This window comes from Winogradskyella ouciana (assembly GCF_009709615.1).
GTDB classification, from domain to species: domain Bacteria; phylum Bacteroidota; class Bacteroidia; order Flavobacteriales; family Flavobacteriaceae; genus Winogradskyella; species Winogradskyella ouciana.
In genome coordinates this window covers 93,009-118,036 of record NZ_WJYA01000005.1, presented here as the reverse complement: position 1 = coordinate 118,036, position 25,028 = coordinate 93,009, and the positions used below count along the sequence as shown (strand labels likewise).

The window sequence follows — 25,028 nt, the reverse complement described above, 5'->3', positions numbered from 1 at the left end:
AGAACTAATTAATAGCTCGTTATTAACCCTTAATTAATAACAATGTAAATTTCAGAAATAAAACCATGTAATAATATACGTAACCTTACGTATTTTTAAGATAAATGTTGTTGGTTCTCTTTTGCCCAAATAAGAAGACTATTTGGTGTTTTTTCAATTTCTAATTTCCTGATAGTGTTGCTCTTGTGTTTTTCAACAGTTCTTGGAGATATAAATAATTCTTCAGCAATTTCCCTTGCGGTCTTGTTTTCGGTTATTAGTTTTAAGATTTTTAGCTCTGTTTTTGTTAGGGAGTTTAACTTTTCTGGAGCACTATCAACTTCTATATACGCTAAAAGCTCTGGACTAAAATAAGGTTTGTTCTTAATAACGGAAGCTATACAGTTTTCTATTTCGTCTAAAGCAAACTCTTTTAACACATAACCATAGATTCCTAGTGACTTAGCTTCCTTGTATATCTTCTCGTCTTTTTCAAAAGTAATGAGTACTATCTTGGTAGGGAGTTTGCTTTTTTTACATTTTTCAGCAATTTGTAATCCTGTATAAAAAGGCATTTTAATATCTAAAATGGCAATATCAGGATTGTGTGCCTTTATTAAGGAGAGTGCTTCTTTACCATTTTTGGCACTTGCTAAAACGTTAAATTCCTTTTCAAATAAGTACTCTTCCAACCCTTTTAAAACCAAAGGGTGGTCATCTGCAATTATGATGGTTGGGTTCATTTTGCTATTAATTCAACTAGAGAGTTCAATATACTAAGAATCTTTAGGCAATGAAATTTCTTTCAATTTTAAATACAAATACTTTTTTTGGTAGTCTATAATCGCCTTTCCTTTTTTTAGTATGTCTGCACCAATAATCCCATCAACCGGATCCGCATTATGATTTATGAGTCCGTTGTTAACATGTGACAGGTTAAATAAAATCAATGCGACCCGATTTTTTTTCCACTTCCCTATTTTTAAATGGTTTGATTTAGAAATCTGCGTCAACATATCAGATGCACCAGCACCAACCGCTTTTATTTCAGAATCCTTAACCTTAAGATTAAAACGTTCAATAGCTTCAAACCCAACACAACTACTAGATGCGCCAGTGTCTAAAATAAACCGACCTTTAATACCATTAATAGTGGCCTTAATTTCAAAATGATTGGTTTTGGTGAGTTTCAACTTAATTTTTGAATAACCTTTATTAATAAGGAAGTCTTTTAGGGTTTCCATTTTTCAGAATTTATGTAAATATAACAAACGAATAATTTGCTAAACAATTACTTTTGCAAAATGATAATTACAGATACGCATACCCATTTATATAGTGAAGCTTTTGATGAGGATAGAAGCGAAATGATAACCCGAGCTATTGATGCCAATATTAAACGTTTTTTTATTCCTGCCATAGATTCAACCTATACAGAATCTATGCTTCAACTCGAAAAAGATTTTCCTGAAAATATCTTCTTAATGATGGGTTTACACCCAACACATGTAAAAGATAACTTTAAAGAAGAATTGGCTCATGTTGAAGAGATGCTTGCCAGGCGAAAATTCTATGCAGTTGGAGAAATCGGTATTGACTTGTATTGGGATAAAACAACCTTAGGTATACAGATTGAGGCTTTTAAACATCAAATTAATTTGGCGAAGAAATATCAACTTCCTATCGTCATACACTGTAGAGAATCCTTTGATGAAATTTTTGAAGTTTTGGAAGAGGAAAAGTCTGAGGATTTATTCGGTATCTTTCATTGTTTTACTGGGACCTTAGAGCAAGCTCACAAAGCCATATCCTATAACATGAAATTGGGAATAGGTGGAGTGGTAACATTTAAGAACGGAAAAATAGATCAGTTTATAAATCAAATTGATCTAAAGCATATCGTATTGGAAACTGATTCTCCTTATTTAGCACCAAAACCCTATCGAGGAAAACGAAACGAAAGTTTCTATATATATAAGGTATTAGAAAAATTATCCGAACTTTACGGCTTAAGCAAAGAAGAAGTTGCAAGAATAACAACTGAAAATTCTAAAAACGTATTTGGTATTTAATATATGCAAAAACCAAAAATTCTTTTAATATATACTGGCGGAACAATCGGAATGATTAAGGATGCCGATACGGGAGCGTTAAAGGCATTCGATTTTAATAGTATTCTTACCAGAATACCAGAACTTCGCTTATTGGATTGCGAGATTGAGACAGTTTCCTTTAAAGAACCCATAGATTCATCGAATATGAATCCGAAGTATTGGGCTGACATAGCAGAAATCATAAAATCCAATTATAAAACTTTTGATGGGTTTGTTGTGCTACATGGTAGTGATACCATGAGTTATTCTGCTTCGGCATTGAGCTTTATGCTAGAAAATTTGTCAAAACCAGTAATTTTTACTGGGTCGCAATTGCCTATTGGTGATTTAAGAACGGATGCAAAGGAAAATTTAATTACTTCCATACAAATAGCATCTTTGCAAGAAAATAGTTTGCCAGTAATACAAGAAGTTGGTCTGTATTTTGAATACAAATTATATAGAGGAAACAGAACAACCAAAATCAATGCTGAGCATTTTGAAGCTTTTGAGTCCCTTAACTATCCGCATTTAGCAGAATCTGGCGTACATATAAATGTCAATAAAGACTATTTATGGAAGTCAAAACCTCAAAATAATCTTGTAGTACGCACAAAAATGAATACTAATGTTGGTATTCTTAAATTATTTCCTGGAATTTCAAGACCAATAATTGAAGCGGTTTTAACCAGTAATTTAATAGAAGGTTTAATTTTAGAAACTTATGGTTCTGGTAATGCGACTACAGAACCTTGGTTTATAGACCTAATCAAAGAAGCTATTTCAAAAGGTTTATATATTATTAATGTAACGCAATGTGCAGGTGGTAGTGTTTCTATGGGACAATACGAAACCAGTTCACAATTAAAATCTATTGGAGTTATCTCTGGAAAAGACATTACTACTGAGGCAGCGATTACCAAACTAATGTATCTATTAGGGGAAAATATAGGACAATCAGAATTTAAGAGCACCTATGAAACTCCCTTAAGAGGTGAAATGTCCTAAAATTAACGGCTCAAATTTTAGTGTCTAATTTTTTTTTTGTTATTTGGCACACCGTAACTTTTACGAGAGTTTAGAGAGAGGTGGCCGAGTGGTCGAAGGCGCACGCCTGGAAAGTGTGTATACTCCAAAAGGGTATCGAGGGTTCGAATCCCTTCCTCTCTGCTTAGATTTTACGCATTTGTTACATTATTTTTTTTATCTTTAACACTTTAACTAATAAAATTAAGAATTAAGAACAATGAAAAGATTATTTTCTATCCTTGCCATTACGTGTTTAATGGCTGTCGGAACTGTTAACGCTAATACTACAACATTAGCTACTACAACAGCAACTGTAACAAGTGTAACTCAAGAAGCTGAAGAGACATCAGAAGATTTGAGTTTCCATCAAGAATTAAAAAAGCGTTTTATTGAAGGTGGCCCAGGCTTTATGGGTATTGTATTATTATGTTTAATTCTTGGTCTAGCAATAGCTATTGAGAGAATTATCTTTTTAAACCTTTCAACCACAAACACTAAAAAATTAACCCAAAATGTAGAAGATGCATTAAACTCAGGTGGTATTGAAGCTGCAAAGGAAGTTTGTAGAAATACAAAAGGGCCTGTTGCTTCTATTTTCTATCAAGGTTTAGATCGTGCAGACGAGGATCTTGATGCTGCTGAAAAAGCTGTAGTTGCTTATGGTGGCGTACAGATGGGACAGTTAGAAAAGAACGTATCTTGGATTTCTTTATTTATAGCATTAGCACCAATGCTTGGTTTCATGGGTACTGTAATTGGTATGATTCAGGCCTTTGATAAAATTGAAGCAGCTGGTGACATGCAACCGTCTTTAGTTGCTGGTGGTATTAAAGTAGCACTTTTAACAACTGTATTTGGTCTTATTGTAGCTATTATTCTTCAAATTTTTTACAACTACATTATCGCTAAAATAGATAGTATTGTAAATGACATGGAAGATGCATCAATTACATTGATGGACTTATTAGTAAGACACAAAAAATAAAAAATTATTATGCACAAAATATTAAAAATAGTTGCCGCACTGTTGAGTTTAGCTGGGATTGTATTCTTGGTTAGAATCATAGCTGCAGGTGATGATGCAATAAAGTCAGGCGAAGAAGCCAGTCTTGTTGATCCTATGGCTTATATAGCCTATATAATACTAGTTCTAGTTTTAGCTTTTGTAGTGATTTTTGTTTTAAAAAATCTATTCACAAATACTTCAGGATTAAAGAATACGTTAATAGGTGTAGGAGCCTTTGCTGTGATATTGATTGTTTCATATCTATCAGCTGGAGGTGATCCACGTCAATATGACCTACAAGATGGAGTAGCTACTAGTGCGCAGTCACAAATGGTAGGAGCTGGTTTAACAGCGTTTTACATATTGATTGTTATTGCAGCATTAGCAATGATTTTCTCAGGAGTTAAAAAAATAATCAGTAAATAATATAGTATGGCAAAGAGATCGGCACCAGAAGTAAATGCAGGTTCAATGGCTGACATTGCCTTCTTACTTCTTATCTTCTTCTTGGTAACAACAACGATAGAAAAAGATAAGGGATTATTAAGAAGTTTGCCACCTATTGACGATTCTGAAGTAGAGCCTCCTATTATTAAACAGAAAAATTTATTTACCGTACTTGTTAGTCGTGATAACCAATTGCTCGTAGAAGAAGAGTTAATGGAGTTAAAGGACTTAAGACAAGCAGCAATAGACTTTTTGGATAATGGTGGAAGTACTAATGCAGAAGGAGAAACTTGTACTTACTGTAAAGGAGATAGAGACCCTGCTTCTTCGGATCACCCTGATAAAGCAATTATCTCAATGAAACATGATAGGGAAACCTCCTATGAGAAATATATTGAAGTACAGAACGAACTAGTTGCAGCTTATAATTTCTTAAGAGAAAGAGAAGCACAGCGTTTGTACAATAGAAGTTTTCAGTCTATGTTGGAGGAAAAGGAGAAAAATCAATTTAGTAAGGATGAAAAACTCAATGAGCAAATTGAGGCCATTAAAAAGCTATATCCTATGAAATTGTCTGAAGCAGAACCAGATAAAAGTTAAAAAAGTAACAAATTATGTCAAAATTTAAAAAAGGAAAACAAGGAGACTTGCCGGCAATTTCAACGGCCTCCCTACCTGATATTGTATTTATGTTGCTTTTCTTTTTCATGGTAGCAACAGTAATGAGAGATAGTAGCTTAATGATTGAAAATATCTTACCTGCTGCAGATCAGATAGAGAAACTTAAGAAAGATAGAACAGCTTTTATATATGCTGGTAAGCCGAGTAGTCAATTTAAACAGTTTGGTGATGAGCCACGTATACAGTTTAATGATGCTTTTATAGACGTTGACCAAGTTAAGCCAAGCGTTTTAGCGGCACAAGCTGAATTGGTTGAGGAATTACAACCTAAGTTTGTTGTAGGTCTTAAGGTAGATAAAGAGACGCATGCTGGTTTGGTATCTGATATTAAACAAGAGCTAAGAAAGGCAAATACATTAAAAGTAATGTATATAGTAAATGCAAAAACCGAAGAATAATTACTCTTAATTTTATATAATAACGTCCTGAGGAATCAGGGCGTTTTTTATTTCATCTCATTTAAAGATTTTGTAGTTTTAGCTTATGAAACATACCATACTGTTTTTAACGGTTTTAATGAGTTGTTTTGGTATGAGCCAAAACAATGAGAATACTACAGATAAATCTGAATTGTATAAAAACTACAGAGAAGACCAGTTTTACGTTTCTATTACATATAATCTTCTAAACATTAAACCCAATGGCGTTAATCAAAATGGATTTTCTTCAGGGTTTCATTTGGGCTTTATAAGGGATATGCCCGTTAATGAAAGAAGAAATGTTGCTATTGGTTTGGGTTTGGGCTTGTCTTCAAACTCTTATAATCAAAATGTTTCTATACTAGAGACTAATAATGATATTTCATATAATATCATTGATGAAAGCGAGGTGAATGTCTCAAAAAACAAGTTCACTACCTATTTGGTGGAGGTGCCATTTGAGTTTAGATGGAGAACTTCTACTGCAACTGACTACAGTTTTTGGCGAATTTATTCAGGGTTCAAAGTAGGTTACCTTTTTTATAATTCTACTAAATTTAAGAGTGATAATGGAGATGAAAAACTAACTAATGTTGAAGACTTTAATAAGCTTCAGTATGGCTTAACCTTAAGTGTAGGTTATGGCACATGGAATTTCCATGTGTATTATGGACTGAATTCAATTTTTGATAATTCGGCAAATCTCAATGGGCAATCTATAGATATGAAATCCTTAAAAATAGGATTGATGTTCTACATTTTATAACCAGTAATTCATAAATACAAGTTGTGGAAACAACCCAGTAAACATGCCAATGATTAATTCTTGATTGGAGTGTGCTTTTAAATGCAAGCGAGACGTTGCTATAGCGCCAAGTACAATCATCATTAAAGCAATTGTACCATTGATATTAATTTGAAAATGAATACCAATAGCAATGGCAAACATAAAAAAGCCTGAGGCAGCAATCATGTGAATACTAGCCTTTACCTTAAATATTGCCATTATTAAACAAGCCATTGTAGAACATAAAATTCCAAGAAAAAAGAAGTATAGTTCTATTATCTCGTTGGAAGTTAAAACACGTAAAAGAATAAGGACAATTATAACACAATTAATCAGTAATGGTATTAGCCTTTCTTTGGTGCTTTTTAAATAAATAGTCTCAACTTTATTAATAGTCTTTAATAAAAAGAAAAGCAGAATGGGAAGAATAATTGTGAGAATTACAATTGAAAAAATCTTAGCATTTCTTAAGGGTTCTGGAATATAACGTGGCGTTTTATGAAAATAAAACATAACACCAAGAAGTGGCATTATCAACGGATGAAAAACAAACGAGATACTTTTGAGAATAAAATCTTTCATCCAAATGATATGTTTTACTATAATTCCTTTCTAAGTCTTGCAACGGGAATATCTAATTGTTCTCTGTATTTAGCAACAGTACGTCTGGCGATAGGGTAACCCTTCTCTTTTAAAATTTTTGAAAGTGCCTCATCAGTTAATGGCTTCTTTTTATTTTCTTCTTCAATAACAGTTTCAAGAATCTTTTTTATTTCTCTGGTAGAAACTTCCTCTCCTTGGTCGTTGGTCATGGATTCAGAAAAGAACTCTTTTATAAGTTTAGTTCCATAAGGTGTATCTACATACTTGCTGTTAGCGACACGCGATATTGTAGAAACATCCATCTCTATTTCATCTGCAATATCTTTTAATATCATAGGACGAAGTTTACGCTCGTCACCTGTTAAGAAGTACTCTTTTTGGTAGTTCATAATGGAACTCATGGTAACAAAAAGTGTTTGTTGACGTTGCCTTACAGCTTCAATAAACCATTTGGCTGCATCTAACTTCTGCTTAATGAACATCACAGCATCTTTCTGTGCTTTAGATTTTTCCTTACTGTCCTTATATCCTTTAAGCATGTTATTGTATTCTCTAGATACGTGGAGCTCTGGAGCATTTCTTCCGTTTAAGGTTAAATCAAGTTCACCATCAACAATTTTTATGGCAAAATCTGGCACGATGTGCTCAACAATTTTATTGTTACCGGCATAAGAGCCACCAGGTTTAGGATTAAGCCGTTCAATTTCTTCAATGGCATCTTTGAGTTGCTCTTCATTGATACTGAATTTTTGCATCAACTTTTTATAGTGCTTTTTGGTAAATTGTTCAAAGCCTTTGTCGATTATCGCAGAGGCTAACTCAACATCTGGGTTTTGCTCTTTTCTGCCTAATTGTATGCTCAAACATTCTTGAAGATTTCTAGCTCCAACACCTGCAGGATCTAGCTGATGTACAACTTTTAGAACTTTTTCAACCTCTTCTTCGGTTGTATAGACATTTTGTGTAAAGGCTAAATCATCAGTAATATCAGATAAAGAACGACGTATATAACCACTCTCATCTACACTTCCAACTAAGAAATAAGCTATTTCTTCTTCTTGCTCAGATAATCTAAATGTGTTTAACTGATTTATTAGGTGTTGGGTAAAAGAAGTTCCGGCCGCATAAGGGACACTTTTTTCTTCATCATCAGAGCTATAATTATTGGCTCTTGTGCGATAATCAGGAATTTCATCATCACTTAAATATTCATCAACATTAATATCCTCAGCCTCTATGGTTTCACTATCATTATAATCTTCTGTATTGTCAAACTCGTCAAAGTTGTCTTCAGAATTGTCGGATTCTTTACCAGTATCCAAAGCAGGATTTTCTTCTAATTCTTGCTTTAAACGTTGTTCAAATGCTTGTGTAGGTAACTGAATCAACTTCATGAGTTGAATCTGCTGAGGTGACAGCTTTTGTGAAAGCTTAAATTGTAAATACTGTTTTAGGGCCATAAATCTTCTTGTTGATTATAAAAATAACGAATCTATTTGATTTATTATTCATTTGTCATACTGAGCGCAGTCGAAGTGCCTTTTAGCAATATTATGAATTGGGTTCAACTGCGCTAAGCCTAACAGTAAGTCTTAAAACTCCGCATTCTGAGGTGTACGAGGATAAGGAATGACGTCCCTAATATTACCCATGCCTGTAGCAAACATTACCAAACGCTCAAACCCTAAACCAAAGCCCGAATGTACTGCGGTTCCGTATTTACGTAAATCTAAGTACCACCATAATTCTTCCTCAGGAATGTCTAAAGCTTTCATTTTTTCTTTTAACACCTCTAAACGCTCTTCACGTTGAGAACCACCAACCATTTCACCAATACCAGGAAATAAAATATCCATTGCTCTTACCGTTTTACAGTCTTCATTTAAACGCATATAAAATGCCTTGATATTGGCTGGGTAATCAAATAATATTACAGGGCACTTAAAATGCTTTTCTACTAAGAAGCGCTCATGTTCAGACTGTAAATCTGCGCCCCATTCTTCAATAATATATTTGAATTTCTTTTTCTTGTTAGGTTTGCTATTTCTAAGTATATCTATAGCCTCAGTATAACTAACACGTTTAAAATTGTTATCGACCACAAACTTAATTTTATCAATTAAATTCATCGGACTTCGGTCTGCTTGAGGCAATTTCTTTTCTTCGTCTTGCAGACGCTTATCTAAAAATTCTAAATCTTCTTTGTTATGTTCTAGTACATAACTCAAAACTGATTTCATAAAGTCTTCAGCCAAATCCATATTGCCAGCTAAGTCCATAAAAGCAACTTCGGGTTCAATCATCCAGAATTCAGCTAAATGACGTGATGTGTTTGAGTTTTCAGCTCTAAATGTTGGGCCAAAGGTATAAACCTTTCCCAAAGACATAGCGTAAGTTTCGGCTTCTAATTGACCGGAAACTGTAAGGTTGGTTTCTTTACCGAAGAAATCTTCTTTGTAATCAACCATACCATCCTCAGTCAATGGTGGGTTTTTTGGATCTAATCCGGTAACTCTAAACATTTCTCCAGCTCCCTCAGCATCACTACCTGTAATAATTGGTGTGTGCATATAGTAAAAACCATTGTCGTTAAAATACTTGTGGATAGCAAAAGATAATGAAGATCGTAATCGCATTACAGCACTAAATGTGTTGGTTCTGGTACGTAAATGTGCATTTTCCCTTAGGAATTCAAACGTGTGCTTTTTAGGTTGAATAGGATAAGTCTCAGGATCAGATTCACCCAACACCTCTAACTCCTTAACTTGTATTTCAACAGATTGGCCTTTACCTTGACTTTCTACCAGTTGCCCTGTTACATGTATTGCAGCGCCTGTCGTAACACGCTTTAACAGGTCTTCATCAAAATTTTCAAAATCTACAACGCACTGAATATTATTTATAGTAGAACCATCATTAAGAGCAATAAATCGATTTGCTCTAAACGTTCTTACCCATCCCTTTACGCTAACATCTTGCAATGTCACATCTTGTGATAATAATTCTGCTACTGTTTTTGTTGTCATTTTTAATTATTTTGAAATACTAAGATAAATGTTCTAGTTGATTTTCTTGGTCATCTTCATTGTCATCCTCCGAAGGAATAATATCGATTGAAGGTTTACGCAATACTTCTTTGTTTGCAATATTACGCTCTAATGATAATAGAAGTGAAGGTAATAGCAACAAATTAGAAAGCATCGCAAATAATAAGGTTATAGAGACTAAAGCACCTAAAGCAACCGTACCACCAAAGCTAGAAATGGTAAATACAGAGAATCCGAAGAATAAAACAATGGATGTATAGAACATGCTGACTCCTGTTTCCCTAAGTGCAGCATAAACCGATTTCCTTATTTTCCAGTGGTTAGCCTGTAACTCTTGTCTATATTTTGCCAAAAAGTGAATGGTGTCATCTACAGAAATACCAAAAGCGATACTAAACACCAATATGGTTGATGGTTTTATAGGCACACCAACATAACCCATTAAACCTGCCGTAACTAATAGTGGCAATAAGTTAGGGATGAGCGACACAATAATCATTCTAAATGAACGAAAGAGGTAAGCCATAAATAATGAGATAAGAAAAATGGCCAATGACAATGAAATGACAAGGTTTCTTACTAAATACTTTGTTCCTTTTTGAAACACCAACGCCTTACCTGTCATAGTGACGTCATAACGTTCTTCTGGGAATAATTTATCAATTTTATTCTGAAGATTCTCTTGAATACGCTCCATTTTGTCAGTGCCAATATCTTTCATAAACGTAGTGATACGAGCATACTGACCTGTGCTGTCCACAAAGTTTTTTAACAAATCTACATCAGATGATGAATTTTTGGCATAGGATAGAATAAAACTGTTCTCTTGACTGGTAGGTAACTGGTAATACTTTGGATTACCATTGTAATATGCCTGTTTACTATACTTTACCAAACTAACTACCGAGATAGGTTTTGATAATTCGGGTGTTTCTTCAATTAATTCCTCGAGCTCGTTAATTCGTTTTAAGGTTGCCAATTTCATAACACCTTTTTTGCGTTTAGTGTCAACCATAATCTCTAAAGGCATAATACCATTAAACTCTTCTTCAAAAAAGCGAATATCTTTAAAGAACTGTTTATTCTTTGGCATGTCCTCAATTAAACTCCCAGAAATTCTTATTTGATTTATACCAATCATGCTGGCAATAATCAATACAAACGCGGTAACATAAATAGTGATCTTTTTATGCTTTACCATACGCTCCATCCAATCTACAAAACCACCAATCCAACGCTTATTGAGGTGTTCTAAATGGCGTTGTTTTGGGTAAGGCAGAAAAGTGTAGATAATAGGAATAATTAATAAACACAAAATGAAGATGGCCAGAATACTTAAGGAGGCAACGATACCAAATTCTTTAAGTAGCTTGCTTTCTGTTAAGATGAAAGTTGCAAAACCAGACGCCGTCGTTACATTGGTCATTAAAGTAGCATTACCTACTTTAGTTATTACACGTTGTAGCGATTTTACTTTATTACCATGAGATCTTACTTCATGCTGGTATTTATTGATTAAGAAAATACAATTAGGAATGCCTATAACGATAATCAAAGGTGGAATTAGAGCTGTAAGCACTGTAATCTCGTAGCCAAGCAAACCTAATATTCCAAAAGTCCACATTACACCAACACAGACCACGATGAGCGAAATAAATGTGGCTCTAAATGATCTAAAGAATAAAAAGAAGATTAAAGAGGTTATAAAAAGTGCGGCACCAATAAAAACAGGGATTTCATCAATAATATTCTGAGAGTTTAATGTGCGAATGTAGGGCATACCCGAAACACGAACATCTAATGATGTATTACTTCTAAACTCTTCGATTTTAGGCTCTAAGACATTTAAAATAAAATCTTTTCTTGCTGATGTATTAACAATGTCTTTCTTTATATATAAGGCAGTTCGAATCGTCTTTGTTTCGGCGTTGAACAGAAAGTTGTCGTAAAAAGGATACTTTTTAAACAGCTCCTCTTGTAGTGTTTTTATTTGCTCTATATTGGTTAAAGAATCCTTGATAAAAGGCTCTAAATCAAACTGTTCTTTTTTGGTGTTTTTTACAAGTTTTTGAAGATCTTTTATAGAAATTACAGTTTCAACTTCATCATATGGTTTGAAAGATTCTGCAAGGTTGTTCCAAGCATTAAGCTGTTTAACAGTAAACAACGTTGAATCTTTAACGCCAATTACAACGAGATTGCCTTCTTCTCCAAAAATTTCCAGAAACTCATTGTAAGCGAGGTTAACCTCATGGTCATCTGGCAACATATTGGCTTCAGTATTGGTAAAGCGCATATGTTTCCACTGCATACTAAAAAATACGGTCGCTGCAATAACAGTAATGAGAATAAAGATTTTGTTACGAAGAATTAACCTCGCAACAGCCTCCCAAAAACCTATAGTTAACAGTTTAAACATTTTTTAGTATCTACCTAAAATAAATAGTGCCACTTTATTTATTGAAACGAGCCGCAAAGGTAGAAAAAACCTAAGGAATTGTTATGTAATTAACAGTAATATAATTTGCTCTAAAGCGAAATATTAAAGGTAAACTTAAAAGCTATATTGTCTTCAAAATTAGGAAGATGATAACCTCCATATCTGTACGCAAAACTAAGCCCAAAACCAAAGAGAAGTTTATTGATTTCAAAACCAGATTCTGAGTAAACGTGTTCTAAAGTGTTGAAGTTTATACCTTGATGTCTATCAATACTTTTCATATCTCCAACAGCATACCTAGAAATAAGAACGAGTTGTGGTTGAAATCGGTCAGAAATTTTGAAAGGTTTAAAGTAATGTTTCAATTGTAAGGTCGAAAAATTATCGCTAAAGAATTCATTAAAATACATGGTTTCAAAACTATTGAGACCTGCTACAGAGAACCGTTGAAGAATGGTTTCTTTTGTAATATTATTTGGGTAGGCATGGTAGAGGTGCGTTAAAGGAGTTTCTCCACCAGCTATACCAGCAACTAGCGTTATTTTGCTAATCGCATTGTTTTTATGATTAAACTGTTGAACGGTCCTAAAATCTAATTTGGAAAAATTAAAATCGCTTCCAAAAACGGATTTAAATCCTTGAGTAACTTGAAGGGTGAATTTTGGATAGCCATTTTTAATTTCCAGTACTTTATTTTTAACCAGTTCAAATTGGCTAAAAGGACTCCACTGTAAACTGATTATAGCACTACTTATATCAAAAGTGTTATAACTTCTGTCGTCTAAATTAAACCTGTAATTGTATGTTGGGTTTATTTTACTAGTCGCTAATTGGGTTTCTGACAAAAGATGATTGGATATTTTATGCTGTAGGCCAACGGACTTTGTTATATGCCTGTGAAATAGATCTATATTTAATAGTCGAGGTTCAAAAAAAGTAAAAAAGCGTTTGTCAGTTAAAAAGGTAGAACTTCCTGTTTCTTGCAAATCATCCGTGTAAGCTAGGTTAACCCATGTATTGGATTTTTCATTTATTCTAAAACCACCACCAACACTATATTTATAGCGCTTATCCTTAAAACCATAAACGGTATAACCGTTAATTCGGAAATGTTCAGAAAGACGTTTATTGGTAACACCTCCTAAGCCAGTTCTAAAACCTTCAAACTGATTGAATTTAATTAAATAACGAAGGTCTAAATCAAAAAAGCCAATGGATATATAACCATTGCCTATTTTTTTTAAAAATTCGGCTTTTTTTATAGAATCTCTTGCTATTAGCGAAGAATCCCTTTCTTGAGAAATAGGGTTTTGAGCAATACTATTTGTTGCTAGGCCAATTAGAAAAACAACAAACAGATGTTTTAGCATTAAAGTATTTTTATTTTAAAACAGAAGAACCAAAATCCTATAAGTTGACAATCTGTCCCAAATGATTGGGGATTTAAGATTCTGAAATTAAATTCAGAATGGCTCAATTTCAACTTGGTATTATACGGTCATAATCTCATTCTCCTTAACGTCAAGAATGCTGTCTATCTTCTTAACGTAAGAATCCGTAAGTTCTTGCACATCTATTTCTGCATTATTTTGTAGGTCTTCAGAAACATCAACTTTTTTAATTTCATTCATGGCATCCTTACGTGCATTTCTTACACCAACTTTAGCGTCTTCGGCTTCCGCTTTAGCTTGTTTTGCTAAATCCTTTCTACGTTCTTCGGTTAAGGGTGGTACGTTAATGATAATCATTTCACCATTATTCATAGGATTAAAGCCTAAATTAGCCAGCATTATTCCGCGCTCAATTTCCTGAAGCATACTTTTTTCCCATGGTTGTACAGAAATTGTTCTGCCATCTGGTGTGTTTACATTTGCAACCTGGTTCAATGGAGTCTGAGAGCCATAATAATCTACCATTACACTTCCTAACATCGCAGGACTTGCCTTACCAGCTCTAATGTTAACCAATTGCTTTTCTAAATGCTTTAGAGCAGCCTCCATTGCTTCTTCAGCAGTATCTATTATAAATTTAATGTCTTCGTTCATAGTGTTATAATTTTAATTGAGTGCTATCAAAAGTTGAGCCAATTTTTTTAAAGATTAACTTCCGTTCCTACGGTTTCACCAGAAACTACTTTTAAAAGGTTACCCTTTTTGTTCATATCAAAAACTATAATTGGCAGTTTATTTTCTTGACTAAGTGTAAAGGCTGTTGTATCCATAACTTTTAAGCCTTTACGTAAAACATCATCAAAAGTGATGTGGTCAAATTTAGTTGCTGTAATATCCTTTTCAGGGTCAGCATTATAAATTCCATCTACTCTAGTGCCTTTTAGAATTACGTCTGCTTCAATTTCAATTGCTCTTAATACTGCTGCTGAATCTGTGGTGAAATATGGATTTCCTGTTCCTCCACCAAATATAACGACACGCCCTTTTTCTAAATGGCGAAGTGCTTTACGTCGTATAAAAGGTTCTGCCACTTCATTTATTTTAATTGCCGATTGTAACCGTGTAGGGATGCCAGAATCCTCTAAGGCACTTTGCAATGCTAAACCATTAATAACTGTTGCCAACATGCCCATGTGGTCTCCTTGAACACGATCCATACCATTACTAGCGCCAGCAACTCCTCTAAATATGTTTCCGCCGCCAATAACAATAGCGACCTGTACACCTAAGTCGGTTATCGCTTTAATATCTTGAGCGTATTCTGCCAATCGCTCTGGGTCAATACCGTATTGACGATTACCCATAAGTGCTTCACCAGACAGTTTTAGTAGTATTCTTTTATATTTCATGTTAGAATTTGAAAGTTGAACAAAGCTACATAATTATTAGCATCTGTAAAAGTGAAAAAAATACCAAAAAAAAGCTTCTCATAAATTGAGAAGCTTTTAAAATATTTAGAATGGATGTAAGATACTTATCCTACAGTTGCTCTTTTAAATCCGGTAACTTCAACATCACCATAAGATTTTACATATTCAGCAACAGTTTTCTTTTCATCTTTAATGAACTTTTGATCTAATAAACATTGCTCTTGATCTAAAGTTGTGTTATCAGAAATGAAACGCTCCATTTTACCAGGTAAAATACGATCCCAGATTTGTTCTGGCTTACCTTCAGCTTTTAATTCTGCTTTTGCAGCTTCTTCCGCTTCTGCCATTACCTCATGAGTTAATTGAGCCATAGAAATGTATTTTGGTACATTCTTTAATGTCTTACCTAAACGTCCTAATTCAATATTATCTTTTTCGATAACTGCAATACGTGCTTCAGTTTCTGAAGCAACATAAGCAGGATCAAAATCTTTATATGATAATGTTGTTGCCCCCATAGAAGCTACTTGCATAGCAACGTCTTTAACTAAAGTTTCAACGTTATCTACTTTTGCAGATAAACCTACTAAAGCAGCAATTTTATTAATATGAACATATTGTCCAACATAAGGTGCATCTAACCTTTCAAAAGCAGTGATATCTAATTTCTCACCGATAACACCTGTTTGCTCAGTTAATTTTTCTGCAACGGTCATTCCGTCGAAATCTCCTGCTAAAAATTCTTCTTTTGTATTATAGTTTAACGCAACTTCACCTAGCTCGTTAGCAAGTTTTACAAAGTTTTCGTTTTTACCTACGAAATCTGTTTCGCAACCTAAAACGATAGCAACACCAGAAGTGTTATCTCCATTAATTTTAGCTACAGCAGCACCTTCAGAAGAATCTCTGTCAGCTCTTTTTTCTGCAACTTTTTGACCTTTTTTACGTAAAACTTCAATGGCTTTATCAAAATCACCACCAGCTTCAACTAAAGCTTTTTTACAATCCATCATACCAGCACCAGTTGCTTGTCTTAGCTTGTTTACTTCTGCTGCTGTAACTTTTACAGTATTTTCCATAGTTTTTAAATTTAAAAAGTCATTCAATTAGTTTAATGCCCTTCGACATGCTCAGGGTAAAAAAAGAATTAAATGACTTTTAATATTGTATAAATGTTATTTATTCTTCTTCCTCAGCTGCTACTTTTTCCTTTTTTGCAGCTTTTGGTTTAGCCTCAGCTTTTGTTTCAGATTTTTGATCTGCTTTCTTAGTGTCTTTTTCAGCACGCTCTGCTTTTCTCTCATTAAGACCATCCTCTACTGCAGATGTTACAATAGATAATATCTTATCGATAGATTTAGAAGCATCGTCATTTGCTGGGATAAGGTAATCAACCTCACGCGGATCGGAGTTGGTATCTACCATAGCGAAAATAGGAATGTTTAATTTCTGTGCTTCCTTTATTGCGATATGCTCACGCATAATATCAACTACAAATAGTGCGCCAGGTAAACGTGTCATGTCAGAAATAGAACCTAAATTCTTTTCTAACTTAGCACGCAAACGATTGACTTGTAAACGCTCTTTCTTAGATAAAGAGTTGAATGTTCCGTCTTTCTTCATTCTGTCAATAGAGGCCATTTTTTTAACGGCTTTTCTAATGGTAACGAAGTTAGTTAACATTCCACCTGGCCAACGCTCAGTAATATAAGGTTGGTTTACAGCACCTGCTTTTTCAGCTACGATGTCTTTAGCTTGTTTTTTTGTTGCAACAAATAAAATTTTCTTTCCTGATGCTGCAATTTTACTTAATGCTGCACAAGTTTCATCAATCTTAGCTGCTGTCTTGTAAAGGTTAATGATATGGATGCCGTTTCGCTCCATATAGATGTAAGGGGCCATGTTTGGGTTCCACTTACGTGTGAGGTGACCGAAGTGTACACCTGCGTCTAGTAGTTCTTTTACTTCTACTTTTTCCATTTTTTAATAGTTTACGTTCTGTTAAATTAGCAATGATTAAGTGGTCGCTTTTGCTCGCCTTAACCATTTAGATGCTAAACTTTTAATTCTGAACTCGTTTCAGAATCTTTTCAATAAAATAAGATAATTCAGAACTTGAGTGATCAAGTTCTGAATTAAATGTTGTTGGATATTAACGTTTAGAGAACTGGAATTTCTTACGCGCTTTCTTCTGTCCGAATTTCTTACGCTCTACCATTCTTGGATCTCTAGTCAATAGACCTTCTGGCTTTAATATTGCTCTGTTTTCAGGATCTAACTCGCACATTGCGCGAGATAATCCTAAACGTATTGCTTCTGCCTGGCCGGTGATACCACCTCCATATACGTTAACAGTAATATCAAAGTTGCCATCATTGTTAGTCATGGTAATTGGTTGGTTTACTTTGTACTGAAGTGTTCCAGTAGTAAAGTATTCCGCCATGTCTTTTTTGTTCACCGTGATGTTACCTTTTCCTTTGGCAACGTACACACGAGCAACAGCCGTCTTTCTACGGCCAATTTTGTGAATTACTTCCATTAGTTAATTTCGTTTAATTTCATTGTCTTTGGTTTTTGAGCTGCGTGAGCGTGCTCTGTACCAGCAACAACAGTTAAGTTTCTAAAAAGAACAGAACCTAATTTATTTTTAGGCAACATTCCTTTTACTGACTTTTCTACTAATCTGGTTGGGTCTTTCTCAAACATCTCAGTAGCAGTCAGGCTTTTTTGACCACCTGGATAACCTGTGTGACGGATATAACTTTTTTCCGTCCATTTGTTACCCGTTAAGTTGATTTTTTCTGCATTAACAACAATTACGTTATCACCGCAATCAACGTGTGGCGTAAAATTAGGTTTGTGCTTACCTCTTAAAAGTATTGCTACTCTTGAAGCTAAGCGACCTAAAGTTTGTCCTTCAGCATCAACTAAAACCCACTCCTTATTAACGGTAGCTTTGTTAGCAGAAACTGTTTTGTAGCTTAATGTGTCCACACTAATTTGATTTAATATTACGCTTCACAGCGCAAAAGATTATACATTCCTCTTCCGAAAAAGAGTTTGCAAATTTACGATAACTTATTGGATTGACAAACCTTAGCCTATGTTTTTTTAGAGCTGAAATTGACCGAAATGTATTTTATAAAAAACCATAAAGTCTTTGGCTTCTATACAATATAATTTAGAAAGGACATTTTAACTTTACTCTTGATAGATTGTTGGGTTTGGAAAAAACGCTGCAATAGCAAACCACATGCTTGTTACAGAGTTGGCAGGTGTTAGTTTCTGACCCTCTCTTGGACCTTCAATAGCTTCACCAAACATATTCCATTTACTACCTTCATTATCCTTAAAGAAAGCTTCAGAGTTTTGAAAATCATAAGTAAAAGTTAGGTTACTGTTAGAACCATTTAGCTCAAAGGCTACAATGAGGTTTTCATCACCAACAATTAAAAAATTCTTATTAAAAAAATTCTCTCTAAGAACATTGCCGTTATTAAAGTCTGAAAATTTATAAACTCTAGATTGGTTATTTGCCATCAAAGCAAAAACACGTTGTTTGTTGGGAAGCGCAGGATTTAAAATTTCTGGCACGAATAGAAAAAAGTCGTGACTGGTTTTATAGGGTCCATAAGGATACGTTCCGTAAGGCTTGCTAAAGCCAGTGTTGGAATTTAAGACCAAAGAGTTTGGATAGGCATCTTTCCAAGTTCCCCAATTGGTTTCAACGACCATAATTTTTTCAGGTGTATCTCCAATTAACTCGCCATTGACACATTGTTGTAAGATTTGAGACCAATTACTATCTGTTTGTCTGTCGTACAAAATTAAATTACTGTTATATAACAAACCAGAAACACCAAAAGTTGTGAAAGAACTATCGGCCAAACTTTCCCACGCAAAGGCTGTTCCTGTTAGTGGACAATAAGAAATAGTCATATCGGTTCCGTTGACATCATCATTAACAATTTCATGCCAATCTATTACATAATGTGGATAGGCTTTTACCACATCGCCCTGTTTTATTCCCACAATTAATTCATCATCAGAAAGAAAATTAACCGAAGCGACATTTGTAAACATTGGGTTGTCAATGGATGGGATACCATCTTTCCCAGGGCCACCATCTCTTACTTGATCAGATGGGATCAACCATGTATTGGATGGAGTAGATCCGTCATCGTCAGTACCCATACTGCCATCATCAGAACCTGTTGCATTACTAGAACTACAATCAACTAGGGCTAAACAAAATAATATGGCGAATAAATAGTTGAATATTTTCATAATTCTTGATTTAATGTTAAGGCTTCTGGTTTACTAAATAGCTTAAACAAAAGTCCGGTTGTTAATCTATAGGTTGGTGTTAGTTGAGTTCCGTCTGGGCTAGAATATAAAGGTAGTTCAGCAGCTGCATTAAAAGAAATGTTTTGAAACAATTTCACTGAAAAACTTGGAATTATAAAAACCCAATCCCCTCCTGTATTTGGGATATCGAATCCTTGCGTCTCGTCCTTTTCTGCGTTTCTATATTTAAAACTCAGGCTAGGATTTACCAATGTGTTTTTTATTAGAAATTGATCTGAGACATTTAAAAATGCTTGAATTTCATTACCAAATTTATAAGAAGAGTTACCAAAATAAGAATCATTTTCTCCTGTTTGGCGATAAACCACGCGTGAAGAAAAAGTCATAGTCGGTCTAAAATCAAAAGTTTTTGAAGTTCCTACTAAATAGACCAAGTCCCAAGCATTGCTGCCTGGCTGTAAATCTGCATTTAGAGTTATGCCTTGGTCATTTGTTTCAGTTGAAGAACCTAAAGGGATTTTTACACCAGCACCAATATTTAGATTCCAGTTTTTGGGAGTGTTCTTTAGAAGGGAGTAACGAATTAAAACGATGGCATCACCTATACCGTAGGTTTGGTCTAAGTTTTCTGACTCAAATTGAGAAATAATGCGCCTTTGGTTTACCCATGTAAACAAGCCTTCTACTGACCATTTATTTAAAAAAGCATAACCAGTATTTATTAAAATAGAATGTGTGGTTCTTAATCTTGAATTATCATCTAAAGTTTCTGTATTATTCTTTAGGGTATTGAGGTTATTGAAATCGTAACTAATATTTAAGAGAAGTGTATCGTCTTCGTTAAATTCTAAACCAATATTGTTGGACAATGGAATACCACCAGAACAACAGGTTTGGCCTGCAATTAGTTGGGAAAATCCCAAACCTATAAACACAGAAAGAAATCTGAACATCATTGCTTTTTATTCAAGAAGTCTTAGAGTTTAGACGAAAAATTTTATGGTACTTACATTAGAGGCAAAAGAATTACTTTGTGGCTCTAGATAAACGATCGTTTATTGATTTGCCCAAACCATATTCAGGAAATTTTTCAGCAATAATAACATCGAGGTACATTTTATCTAATTGATGCAGTACGTCGTAAAGTTTTGAAGCCGACTCTGCTAAGTCACCTGTTTTTGAAAGTGCTATTTGAACCTCTATATTACTATTAGCAATTTCAGATTGAAAAGTGATAATTCCTATACGTTTGCCTTTATACAGATCGACCATACCCAAAATATTGTCCGTAAGTATAGTCTTGGTTTTTGGGGCATAATGGCGCTCTAACATACCTGGAGCATCTGGTGCGATTTCTTTTTTATTCTTAATCTGAATTTCACCCACCACAGCTTCAATATCTTCAATGGCTGTAGAGCCTAAACGATAAATAATGGGTTGGTTATTTTCAAAACCTATGATGGTAGATTCTATACCACTTTTACAAGCACCTCCATCCAACACCATTTTAATATTATCTTTAAAATAGGTTTCAACATGAGCTGCAGTTGTTGGACTAATACTACTAAATGGATTAGCACTTGGTGCTGCCAAAGGAAAATCTAACTGACGTAAAAGCTCCAGAGTTGTTGGGTGATTTGGCACACGCACAGCAACAGTATCTTTACTAGCTGTAATTACATCTGGAATCGTATTTTTCTTTTTTAAAACGAGAGTAATTGGTCCTGGCCAAAAAGCTTCTGCTAATAATTTTGCTTTTTCGGGAATGTGTTCAACAATCTGAGATAAATAATCTACAGAGGAAATATGAACAATAAGTGGATTGAAAAAGGGACGCTGCTTAGTTTCAAAAATCGACTTGATCGCTTTTTCAGAATAGATATTACCAGCCAAACCATAAACCGTTTCGGTTGGTATGGCAACAATCTCCTCAGCATTTAATAAGGCTACAGCTTTTGATATGTCTTTTGAAATAATACTCATAATCCAATTAGACTGCAATATTAGTTCAAAAACCAATAATTTTAAGAATTAAGCCGCTTATTTTCGTTCTCTTTCTTTTGTTGGTGTAGTGCATAGGCTAAAATACCAATCTCAATAGCGAGAATTGCGATTTTAGCTTTTTTGCTCTTTGTAAGTGCGCTGGTAAGCCCTAATACTTTGGTGATAATCATTATTTAATTTTTATGAATCCCTAATTAGGCGTTGTCCCTCGGTTGGTGAATTTCTCTGCGCTCTTTCTGCTGATGGTTAATGTCTTTTCCATCAACTTCTTTTTTATTGATAGCTGTCTCTGCTATACTTGTTTCGTTTTTTTCTTCTTTATCGTTTTTCTTGTCATTAGTTCCCATATTTCGATGTTTTTAGATGCTAACCCAAATTAATGAATAGTCGAGATTCGTTTTTGCTTAAAAAGAAAAATGGTTGACTTATTTAAAATCAACCATACTAAAAAAAAAGTGAAGTTTTAATGCGCCTCCAACCAATTATCACCAATATCTAAATCTACATCCAAAGGCACTTTTAGCTTATAGGCACTTTCCATTTCGGTTTTAATGAGAATTTTCATGTCTTCTAACTCTGGTTTGTAGATATCAAAAACCAATTCATCATGTACTTGTAAAAGCATTTTTGATTTATACGCACCTTCTTGAAGCTTTTGATGAATATTGATCATCGCAATTTTAATAATATCGGCAGCACTACCTTGAATCGGTGCATTTACCGCGTTGCGTTCTGCAGCTCCTCGTACCACGGCATTACGCGAATTAATATCTTTTAAATACCTACGACGACCCAAAACCGTTTGTACGTAACCATTATCTCTTGCAAAATCTACTTGTTTACCCATATAGGCTTTTAGTTTTGGGTAGGTGGCGTAGTACGTTTCTATAAGTTCTTTAGATTCACTTCGAGACAAATCGGTTTGGTTACTTAAGCCAAATGCGGAGACACCATAGATGATTCCGAAATTGACGGTTTTTGCATTGCTACGCTGTTCTCTTGTCACTTCAGCAATCGGAACATTAAATACTCGTGAAGCTGTTGAAGCATGAATGTCTTCTCCGTTTTTAAACGCTTCAATCATAGTTTCCTCTTCGCTTAAAGCGGCAATAATTCTCAATTCTATCTGTGAATAATCGGCAGCTAACAATGTGTATTCCTCGTTTCTTGGTACAAAAGCCTTACGAACTTGTCGACCACGTTCGGTACGGATCGGAATATTCTGAAGATTTGGATTGTTACTACTTAAACGACCAGTGGCAGCAACAGTTTGCATATAATCGGTGTGGACGCGTCCTGTGCTTTCTTCAACTTGCAATGGTAAAGCATCAACGTAAGTGCTTTTTAATTTACTAAGTCCTCTATAATCTAATATTTGCTGAATGATGTCATGGTCTTTAGCCAAATAACTCAACACATCCTCTGCTGTGGAATATTGTCCTGTTTTGGTTTTTTTAGGTTTATCGACCAGTTTCATTTTTTCAAATAAAATCACACCCAATTGCTTTGGCGATGCAATGTTGAATTCCTCACCTGCAGCTTCATATATACTTTTTTCTAGATTGGCAATATCATTATTGAGTTGTTCTGAAAGTGAGCTTAAAAAGTCCTTGTCTAAATTAATGCCTTCCAACTCCATATCAGCAAGTACTCGGAGAAGCGGTACCTCAATCTCATCGAATAATTTTTGAGTATTAGCTTCGCCCAATTCCTTTTCAAAATGCTCTTTTAGTTGCAAGGTGATGTCAGCATCTTCAACAGCGTATTCGGTTTGTTTTTCCAAAGGTACCTCTCGCATGGAGAGTTGATTCTTTCCTTTTTTACCGATGAGTTCTGTGATGGAAATAGGTGTGTAGTTAAGGTACGTCTCTGCTAATACATCCATGTTATGCCGCATATCTGGGTTGATGAGGTAATGCGCTAACATGGTGTCGAAAAGCTTGCCTTTAACCTCAACATTGTATTTGGCCAAAACCTTAATATCATATTTTAAATTTTGACCAATTTTTTCAATGTTTTCATTTTCAAAAAATGGTCTAAGCACTTCAATTAATTCTTGGGCTTCATTTTTGTCTTCAGGAAAAGGCACATAAAACCCTTTTCCAGCTTCCCAAGAAAAGGCAATACCAACTAACTCTGCTTGTAGTGGATTTAAGCTTGTAGTTTCGGTATCAAAACATACCGAAGTTTGGTTCATTAAGTTCTTTACAAATAATTTTGTTGCCATTCCAGAAGCCACACTTTGGTAAAAATGCGAAGTCGTTTCAGAGGTGTTTCGGGTGTATTCTGAACTAGTTTCAGTAGTATCTGAATCAGCTCCTCCGAACAACGAAAACTGACCAGCACCAGCTGATTTTTTTTCCTTTGGGGTAGAGGTTGGTTTAGGTTTTTCTGTTGTGGAAGACGTACTCGGACTAGAATCTGAAACGTCTTGAGGAGCAAAGGTTTTCAAGAAATTATCCGTTAATCTTCTAAATTCTAAATCCTGAAAAATCTGTTTTACTTTTTCAACATCCGGATGGTCTAATTCAAAGTCCTTGGCATTAAATTCAACCGGTACATCGAGCATAATGCGCGCAAGTTCCTTTGAGAGTAATCCTAGTTCCCTATTAGCCTCTATCTTTTCTTTCATCTTACCCTTGAGTTGGTCAGTATTTGCTAACAGACCTTCCATGCTACCAAATTGCTTAATGAATTTTTTGGCGGTTTTCTCACCAACACCTGGCAATCCTGGAATATTATCACTCGAATCTCCCATCATACCTAAAAAGTCAACCACTTGCATTGGAGTTTCAACTTCAAATTTTTTCTGAACCTCAGGGATTCCCCAAGTTTCATAACCTCCTCCAAAAACAGGTCTATACATAAAGATGTTGTCAGTGACTAACTGCGCAAAATCCTTATCTGGTGTTACCATAAAAGTTTTGTAGCCTTCTTTTTCAGCTTGTCTAGATAGTGTACCAATAACATCATCAGCTTCGTAACCTTCCTTGACCATAATAGGAATGTGCATAGCTTCGAGAATATTACAAATATGAGGTATTGCTGTTCTAATGCCTTCGGGTGTTTCGTCTCTATTGGCTTTGTAGGCTTCAAACATCTCTACACGATCTACGCTTCCACCTTTATCAAAACAAACAGCTAAATGGTCTGGTCGTTCGCGTTTAATAACATCTAAAAGTGAGTTCATAAAACCCATAATGGCTGAGGTGTCTTCGCCTTTAGAATTGATTCTAGGGTTTTTTATAAAGGCATAATAGCCACGGAAAATAAGTGCGTAGGCATCAACAAGAAAGAGACGTTTTTGGTCTGACATGAAATAAAATTTTGAAGTCTATAAAACTACAAAAACTAAAACGTTTAT

Annotated in this window: 26 protein-coding genes and 1 tRNA gene; 8 read left to right on the top strand and 19 right to left on the bottom strand. The window is 34.7% G+C overall.

Translation table 11 applies throughout. The features are described from left to right. Nucleotides 1-95: 95 nt before the first annotated feature. The gene (locus F1003_RS08130) at nucleotides 96-722 is read right to left on the bottom strand and encodes a response regulator (protein WP_155088790.1); all 627 of its coding nucleotides are present in this window, start codon (nucleotides 720-722) and stop codon (nucleotides 96-98) included. 33 nt (nucleotides 723-755) lie between these two features. Beyond that, a complete protein-coding gene (locus F1003_RS08125; RefSeq protein WP_155088788.1) occupies nucleotides 756-1,223 on the bottom strand; it encodes a retropepsin-like aspartic protease in 468 nt (155 codons plus the stop codon). Between the two features lie 60 nt (nucleotides 1,224-1,283). Here F1003_RS08125 and F1003_RS08120 point away from each other — a divergent pair, with 60 nt between their 5' ends. The 8 genes from F1003_RS08120 to F1003_RS08085 all read left to right on the top strand — a co-directional run bounded on the left by F1003_RS08120 (nucleotide 1,284) and on the right by F1003_RS08085 (nucleotide 6,420). Next, nucleotides 1,284-2,051 (top strand): TatD family hydrolase, encoded by a 768-nt coding sequence (locus F1003_RS08120; protein WP_155088786.1) that lies wholly within the window; start codon nucleotides 1,284-1,286, stop codon nucleotides 2,049-2,051. A 3-nt stretch (nucleotides 2,052-2,054) separates the two neighbouring features. Continuing rightward, nucleotides 2,055-3,080: an asparaginase gene (locus F1003_RS08115; RefSeq protein ID WP_155088784.1), complete on the top strand. Its 1,026-nt coding sequence runs from the start codon at nucleotides 2,055-2,057 to the stop codon at nucleotides 3,078-3,080. Between the two features lie 74 nt (nucleotides 3,081-3,154). After that, nucleotides 3,155-3,242, top strand: a tRNA-Ser gene (locus tag F1003_RS08110). A gap of 76 nt (nucleotides 3,243-3,318) precedes the next feature. Continuing rightward, the gene (locus F1003_RS08105) at nucleotides 3,319-4,086 is read left to right on the top strand and encodes a MotA/TolQ/ExbB proton channel family protein (protein WP_155088783.1); all 768 of its coding nucleotides are present in this window, start codon (nucleotides 3,319-3,321) and stop codon (nucleotides 4,084-4,086) included. 9 nt (nucleotides 4,087-4,095) lie between these two features. Continuing rightward, a complete protein-coding gene (locus F1003_RS08100; protein WP_155088781.1) occupies nucleotides 4,096-4,533 on the top strand; it encodes a hypothetical protein in 438 nt (145 codons plus the stop codon). Nucleotides 4,534-4,539: 6 nt separating this feature from the next. After that, nucleotides 4,540-5,154 carry an ExbD/TolR family protein gene (locus F1003_RS08095; RefSeq protein WP_155088780.1) on the top strand — a complete coding sequence of 205 codons (615 nt, stop codon included), beginning with the start codon at nucleotides 4,540-4,542 and terminating at the stop codon, nucleotides 5,152-5,154. 14 nt (nucleotides 5,155-5,168) lie between these two features. Next, on the top strand, nucleotides 5,169-5,633 hold the full coding sequence (locus F1003_RS08090) for an ExbD/TolR family protein (RefSeq protein WP_155088778.1): 465 nt from the start codon (nucleotides 5,169-5,171) through the stop codon (nucleotides 5,631-5,633). 85 nt (nucleotides 5,634-5,718) lie between these two features. Next, nucleotides 5,719-6,420, top strand: a complete 702-nt coding sequence (locus F1003_RS08085; RefSeq protein WP_155088776.1) for a porin family protein — start codon at nucleotides 5,719-5,721, stop codon at nucleotides 6,418-6,420. Here the strand turns inward: F1003_RS08085 and F1003_RS08080 are convergent. From F1003_RS08080 to polA, 17 genes are all read right to left on the bottom strand, one after another. Further along, entirely contained in the window at nucleotides 6,415-7,023 is a 609-nt protein-coding gene (locus F1003_RS08080; RefSeq protein WP_155088774.1) for a hypothetical protein, read from the bottom strand. The genes F1003_RS08085 and F1003_RS08080 overlap by 6 nt on opposite strands. Nucleotides 7,024-7,040: 17 nt before the next feature. Next, nucleotides 7,041-8,504, bottom strand: a complete 1,464-nt coding sequence (rpoN, locus tag F1003_RS08075; RefSeq protein WP_155088773.1) for an RNA polymerase factor sigma-54 — start codon at nucleotides 8,502-8,504, stop codon at nucleotides 7,041-7,043. Nucleotides 8,505-8,636: 132 nt separating this feature from the next. After that, a complete protein-coding gene (asnS, locus tag F1003_RS08070) occupies nucleotides 8,637-10,070 on the bottom strand; it encodes an asparagine--tRNA ligase (protein ID WP_155088771.1) in 1,434 nt (477 codons plus the stop codon). Between the two features lie 19 nt (nucleotides 10,071-10,089). Further along, nucleotides 10,090-12,510, bottom strand: coding sequence for an efflux RND transporter permease subunit (locus F1003_RS08065; protein WP_155088769.1), 2,421 nt, complete (start codon nucleotides 12,508-12,510; stop codon nucleotides 10,090-10,092). 110 nt (nucleotides 12,511-12,620) lie between these two features. Next, on the bottom strand, nucleotides 12,621-13,901 hold the full coding sequence (locus tag F1003_RS08060; protein ID WP_155088767.1) for a DUF5686 family C-terminal domain-containing protein: 1,281 nt from the start codon (nucleotides 13,899-13,901) through the stop codon (nucleotides 12,621-12,623). 120 nt (nucleotides 13,902-14,021) lie between these two features. After that, complete coding sequence (frr, locus tag F1003_RS08055; protein ID WP_155088766.1) at nucleotides 14,022-14,576, bottom strand: ribosome recycling factor; 555 nt, start codon at nucleotides 14,574-14,576, stop codon at nucleotides 14,022-14,024. A 47-nt stretch (nucleotides 14,577-14,623) separates the two neighbouring features. After that, nucleotides 14,624-15,331 (bottom strand): UMP kinase, encoded by a 708-nt coding sequence (gene pyrH, locus F1003_RS08050; protein WP_155088764.1) that lies wholly within the window; start codon nucleotides 15,329-15,331, stop codon nucleotides 14,624-14,626. 125 nt (nucleotides 15,332-15,456) lie between these two features. Further along, a complete protein-coding gene (gene tsf / locus F1003_RS08045; protein ID WP_155088763.1) occupies nucleotides 15,457-16,431 on the bottom strand; it encodes a translation elongation factor Ts in 975 nt (324 codons plus the stop codon). A gap of 100 nt (nucleotides 16,432-16,531) precedes the next feature. Further along, on the bottom strand, nucleotides 16,532-17,332 hold the full coding sequence (gene rpsB / locus F1003_RS08040; protein ID WP_155088761.1) for a 30S ribosomal protein S2: 801 nt from the start codon (nucleotides 17,330-17,332) through the stop codon (nucleotides 16,532-16,534). Between the two features lie 172 nt (nucleotides 17,333-17,504). After that, nucleotides 17,505-17,891 carry a 30S ribosomal protein S9 gene (gene rpsI / locus F1003_RS08035; protein WP_155088759.1) on the bottom strand — a complete coding sequence of 129 codons (387 nt, stop codon included), beginning with the start codon at nucleotides 17,889-17,891 and terminating at the stop codon, nucleotides 17,505-17,507. Next, nucleotides 17,891-18,346: a 50S ribosomal protein L13 gene (gene rplM / locus F1003_RS08030; RefSeq protein WP_162306934.1), complete on the bottom strand. Its 456-nt coding sequence runs from the start codon at nucleotides 18,344-18,346 to the stop codon at nucleotides 17,891-17,893. Before rplM ends, rpsI begins: the two co-directional genes overlap by 1 nt. Before the next feature lie 207 nt (nucleotides 18,347-18,553). Continuing rightward, nucleotides 18,554-19,639: a DUF3179 domain-containing protein gene (locus F1003_RS08025; RefSeq protein WP_155088757.1), complete on the bottom strand. Its 1,086-nt coding sequence runs from the start codon at nucleotides 19,637-19,639 to the stop codon at nucleotides 18,554-18,556. Beyond that, the gene (locus F1003_RS08020; protein ID WP_155088755.1) at nucleotides 19,636-20,616 is read right to left on the bottom strand and encodes a hypothetical protein; all 981 of its coding nucleotides are present in this window, start codon (nucleotides 20,614-20,616) and stop codon (nucleotides 19,636-19,638) included. The genes F1003_RS08025 and F1003_RS08020 overlap by 4 nt, the downstream gene beginning before the upstream one ends. A 70-nt stretch (nucleotides 20,617-20,686) precedes the next feature. After that, nucleotides 20,687-21,643 carry an L-threonylcarbamoyladenylate synthase gene (locus F1003_RS08015; protein ID WP_155088754.1) on the bottom strand — a complete coding sequence of 319 codons (957 nt, stop codon included), beginning with the start codon at nucleotides 21,641-21,643 and terminating at the stop codon, nucleotides 20,687-20,689. 41 nt (nucleotides 21,644-21,684) lie between these two features. Then, the gene (locus F1003_RS08010) at nucleotides 21,685-21,834 is read right to left on the bottom strand and encodes a hypothetical protein (RefSeq protein ID WP_155088752.1); all 150 of its coding nucleotides are present in this window, start codon (nucleotides 21,832-21,834) and stop codon (nucleotides 21,685-21,687) included. 24 nt (nucleotides 21,835-21,858) lie between these two features. Beyond that, nucleotides 21,859-22,011 carry a hypothetical protein gene (locus tag F1003_RS16825; protein ID WP_202913887.1) on the bottom strand — a complete coding sequence of 51 codons (153 nt, stop codon included), beginning with the start codon at nucleotides 22,009-22,011 and terminating at the stop codon, nucleotides 21,859-21,861. 116 nt (nucleotides 22,012-22,127) lie between these two features. Beyond that, entirely contained in the window at nucleotides 22,128-24,980 is a 2,853-nt protein-coding gene (polA, locus tag F1003_RS08005; protein ID WP_155088751.1) for a DNA polymerase I, read from the bottom strand. Nucleotides 24,981-25,028 lie beyond the last annotated feature (48 nt).

Excerpts from the sequence above, each read along its gene's own strand:
- tsf (WP_155088763.1), bottom strand. The coding sequence starts at position 16,431 with ATGGAAAATACTGTAAAAGTTACAGCAGCAGAAGTAAACAAGCTAAGA.
- rpoN (WP_155088773.1), bottom strand. The coding sequence starts at position 8,504 with ATGGCCCTAAAACAGTATTTACAATTTAAGCTTTCACAAAAGCTGTCA.
- rpsB (WP_155088761.1), bottom strand. The coding sequence starts at position 17,332 with ATGGAAAAAGTAGAAGTAAAAGAACTACTAGACGCAGGTGTACACTTC.
- F1003_RS08105 (WP_155088783.1), top strand. The coding sequence starts at position 3,319 with ATGAAAAGATTATTTTCTATCCTTGCCATTACGTGTTTAATGGCTGTC.
- F1003_RS08085 (WP_155088776.1), top strand. The coding sequence starts at position 5,719 with ATGAAACATACCATACTGTTTTTAACGGTTTTAATGAGTTGTTTTGGT.
- F1003_RS08065 (WP_155088769.1), bottom strand. The coding sequence starts at position 12,510 with ATGTTTAAACTGTTAACTATAGGTTTTTGGGAGGCTGTTGCGAGGTTA.
- pyrH (WP_155088764.1), bottom strand. The coding sequence starts at position 15,331 with ATGAAATATAAAAGAATACTACTAAAACTGTCTGGTGAAGCACTTATG.
- F1003_RS08090 (WP_155088778.1), top strand. The coding sequence starts at position 5,169 with ATGTCAAAATTTAAAAAAGGAAAACAAGGAGACTTGCCGGCAATTTCA.
- asnS (WP_155088771.1), bottom strand. The coding sequence starts at position 10,070 with ATGACAACAAAAACAGTAGCAGAATTATTATCACAAGATGTGACATTG.
- F1003_RS08100 (WP_155088781.1), top strand. The coding sequence starts at position 4,096 with ATGCACAAAATATTAAAAATAGTTGCCGCACTGTTGAGTTTAGCTGGG.
- frr (WP_155088766.1), bottom strand. The coding sequence starts at position 14,576 with ATGAACGAAGACATTAAATTTATAATAGATACTGCTGAAGAAGCAATG.
- F1003_RS16825 (WP_202913887.1), bottom strand. The coding sequence starts at position 22,011 with ATGGGAACTAATGACAAGAAAAACGATAAAGAAGAAAAAAACGAAACA.
- F1003_RS08130 (WP_155088790.1), bottom strand. The coding sequence starts at position 722 with ATGAACCCAACCATCATAATTGCAGATGACCACCCTTTGGTTTTAAAA.
- F1003_RS08120 (WP_155088786.1), top strand. The coding sequence starts at position 1,284 with ATGATAATTACAGATACGCATACCCATTTATATAGTGAAGCTTTTGAT.
- F1003_RS08095 (WP_155088780.1), top strand. The coding sequence starts at position 4,540 with ATGGCAAAGAGATCGGCACCAGAAGTAAATGCAGGTTCAATGGCTGAC.
- F1003_RS08020 (WP_155088755.1), bottom strand. The coding sequence starts at position 20,616 with ATGATGTTCAGATTTCTTTCTGTGTTTATAGGTTTGGGATTTTCCCAA.
- F1003_RS08010 (WP_155088752.1), bottom strand. The coding sequence starts at position 21,834 with ATGATTATCACCAAAGTATTAGGGCTTACCAGCGCACTTACAAAGAGC.
- F1003_RS08025 (WP_155088757.1), bottom strand. The coding sequence starts at position 19,639 with ATGAAAATATTCAACTATTTATTCGCCATATTATTTTGTTTAGCCCTA.
- F1003_RS08060 (WP_155088767.1), bottom strand. The coding sequence starts at position 13,901 with ATGCTAAAACATCTGTTTGTTGTTTTTCTAATTGGCCTAGCAACAAAT.
- F1003_RS08115 (WP_155088784.1), top strand. The coding sequence starts at position 2,055 with ATGCAAAAACCAAAAATTCTTTTAATATATACTGGCGGAACAATCGGA.
- F1003_RS08080 (WP_155088774.1), bottom strand. The coding sequence starts at position 7,023 with ATGAAAGATTTTATTCTCAAAAGTATCTCGTTTGTTTTTCATCCGTTG.
- F1003_RS08015 (WP_155088754.1), bottom strand. The coding sequence starts at position 21,643 with ATGAGTATTATTTCAAAAGACATATCAAAAGCTGTAGCCTTATTAAAT.
- F1003_RS08125 (WP_155088788.1), bottom strand. The coding sequence starts at position 1,223 with ATGGAAACCCTAAAAGACTTCCTTATTAATAAAGGTTATTCAAAAATT.
- polA (WP_155088751.1), bottom strand. The coding sequence starts at position 24,980 with ATGTCAGACCAAAAACGTCTCTTTCTTGTTGATGCCTACGCACTTATT.
- rpsI (WP_155088759.1), bottom strand. The coding sequence starts at position 17,891 with ATGGAAGTAATTCACAAAATTGGCCGTAGAAAGACGGCTGTTGCTCGT.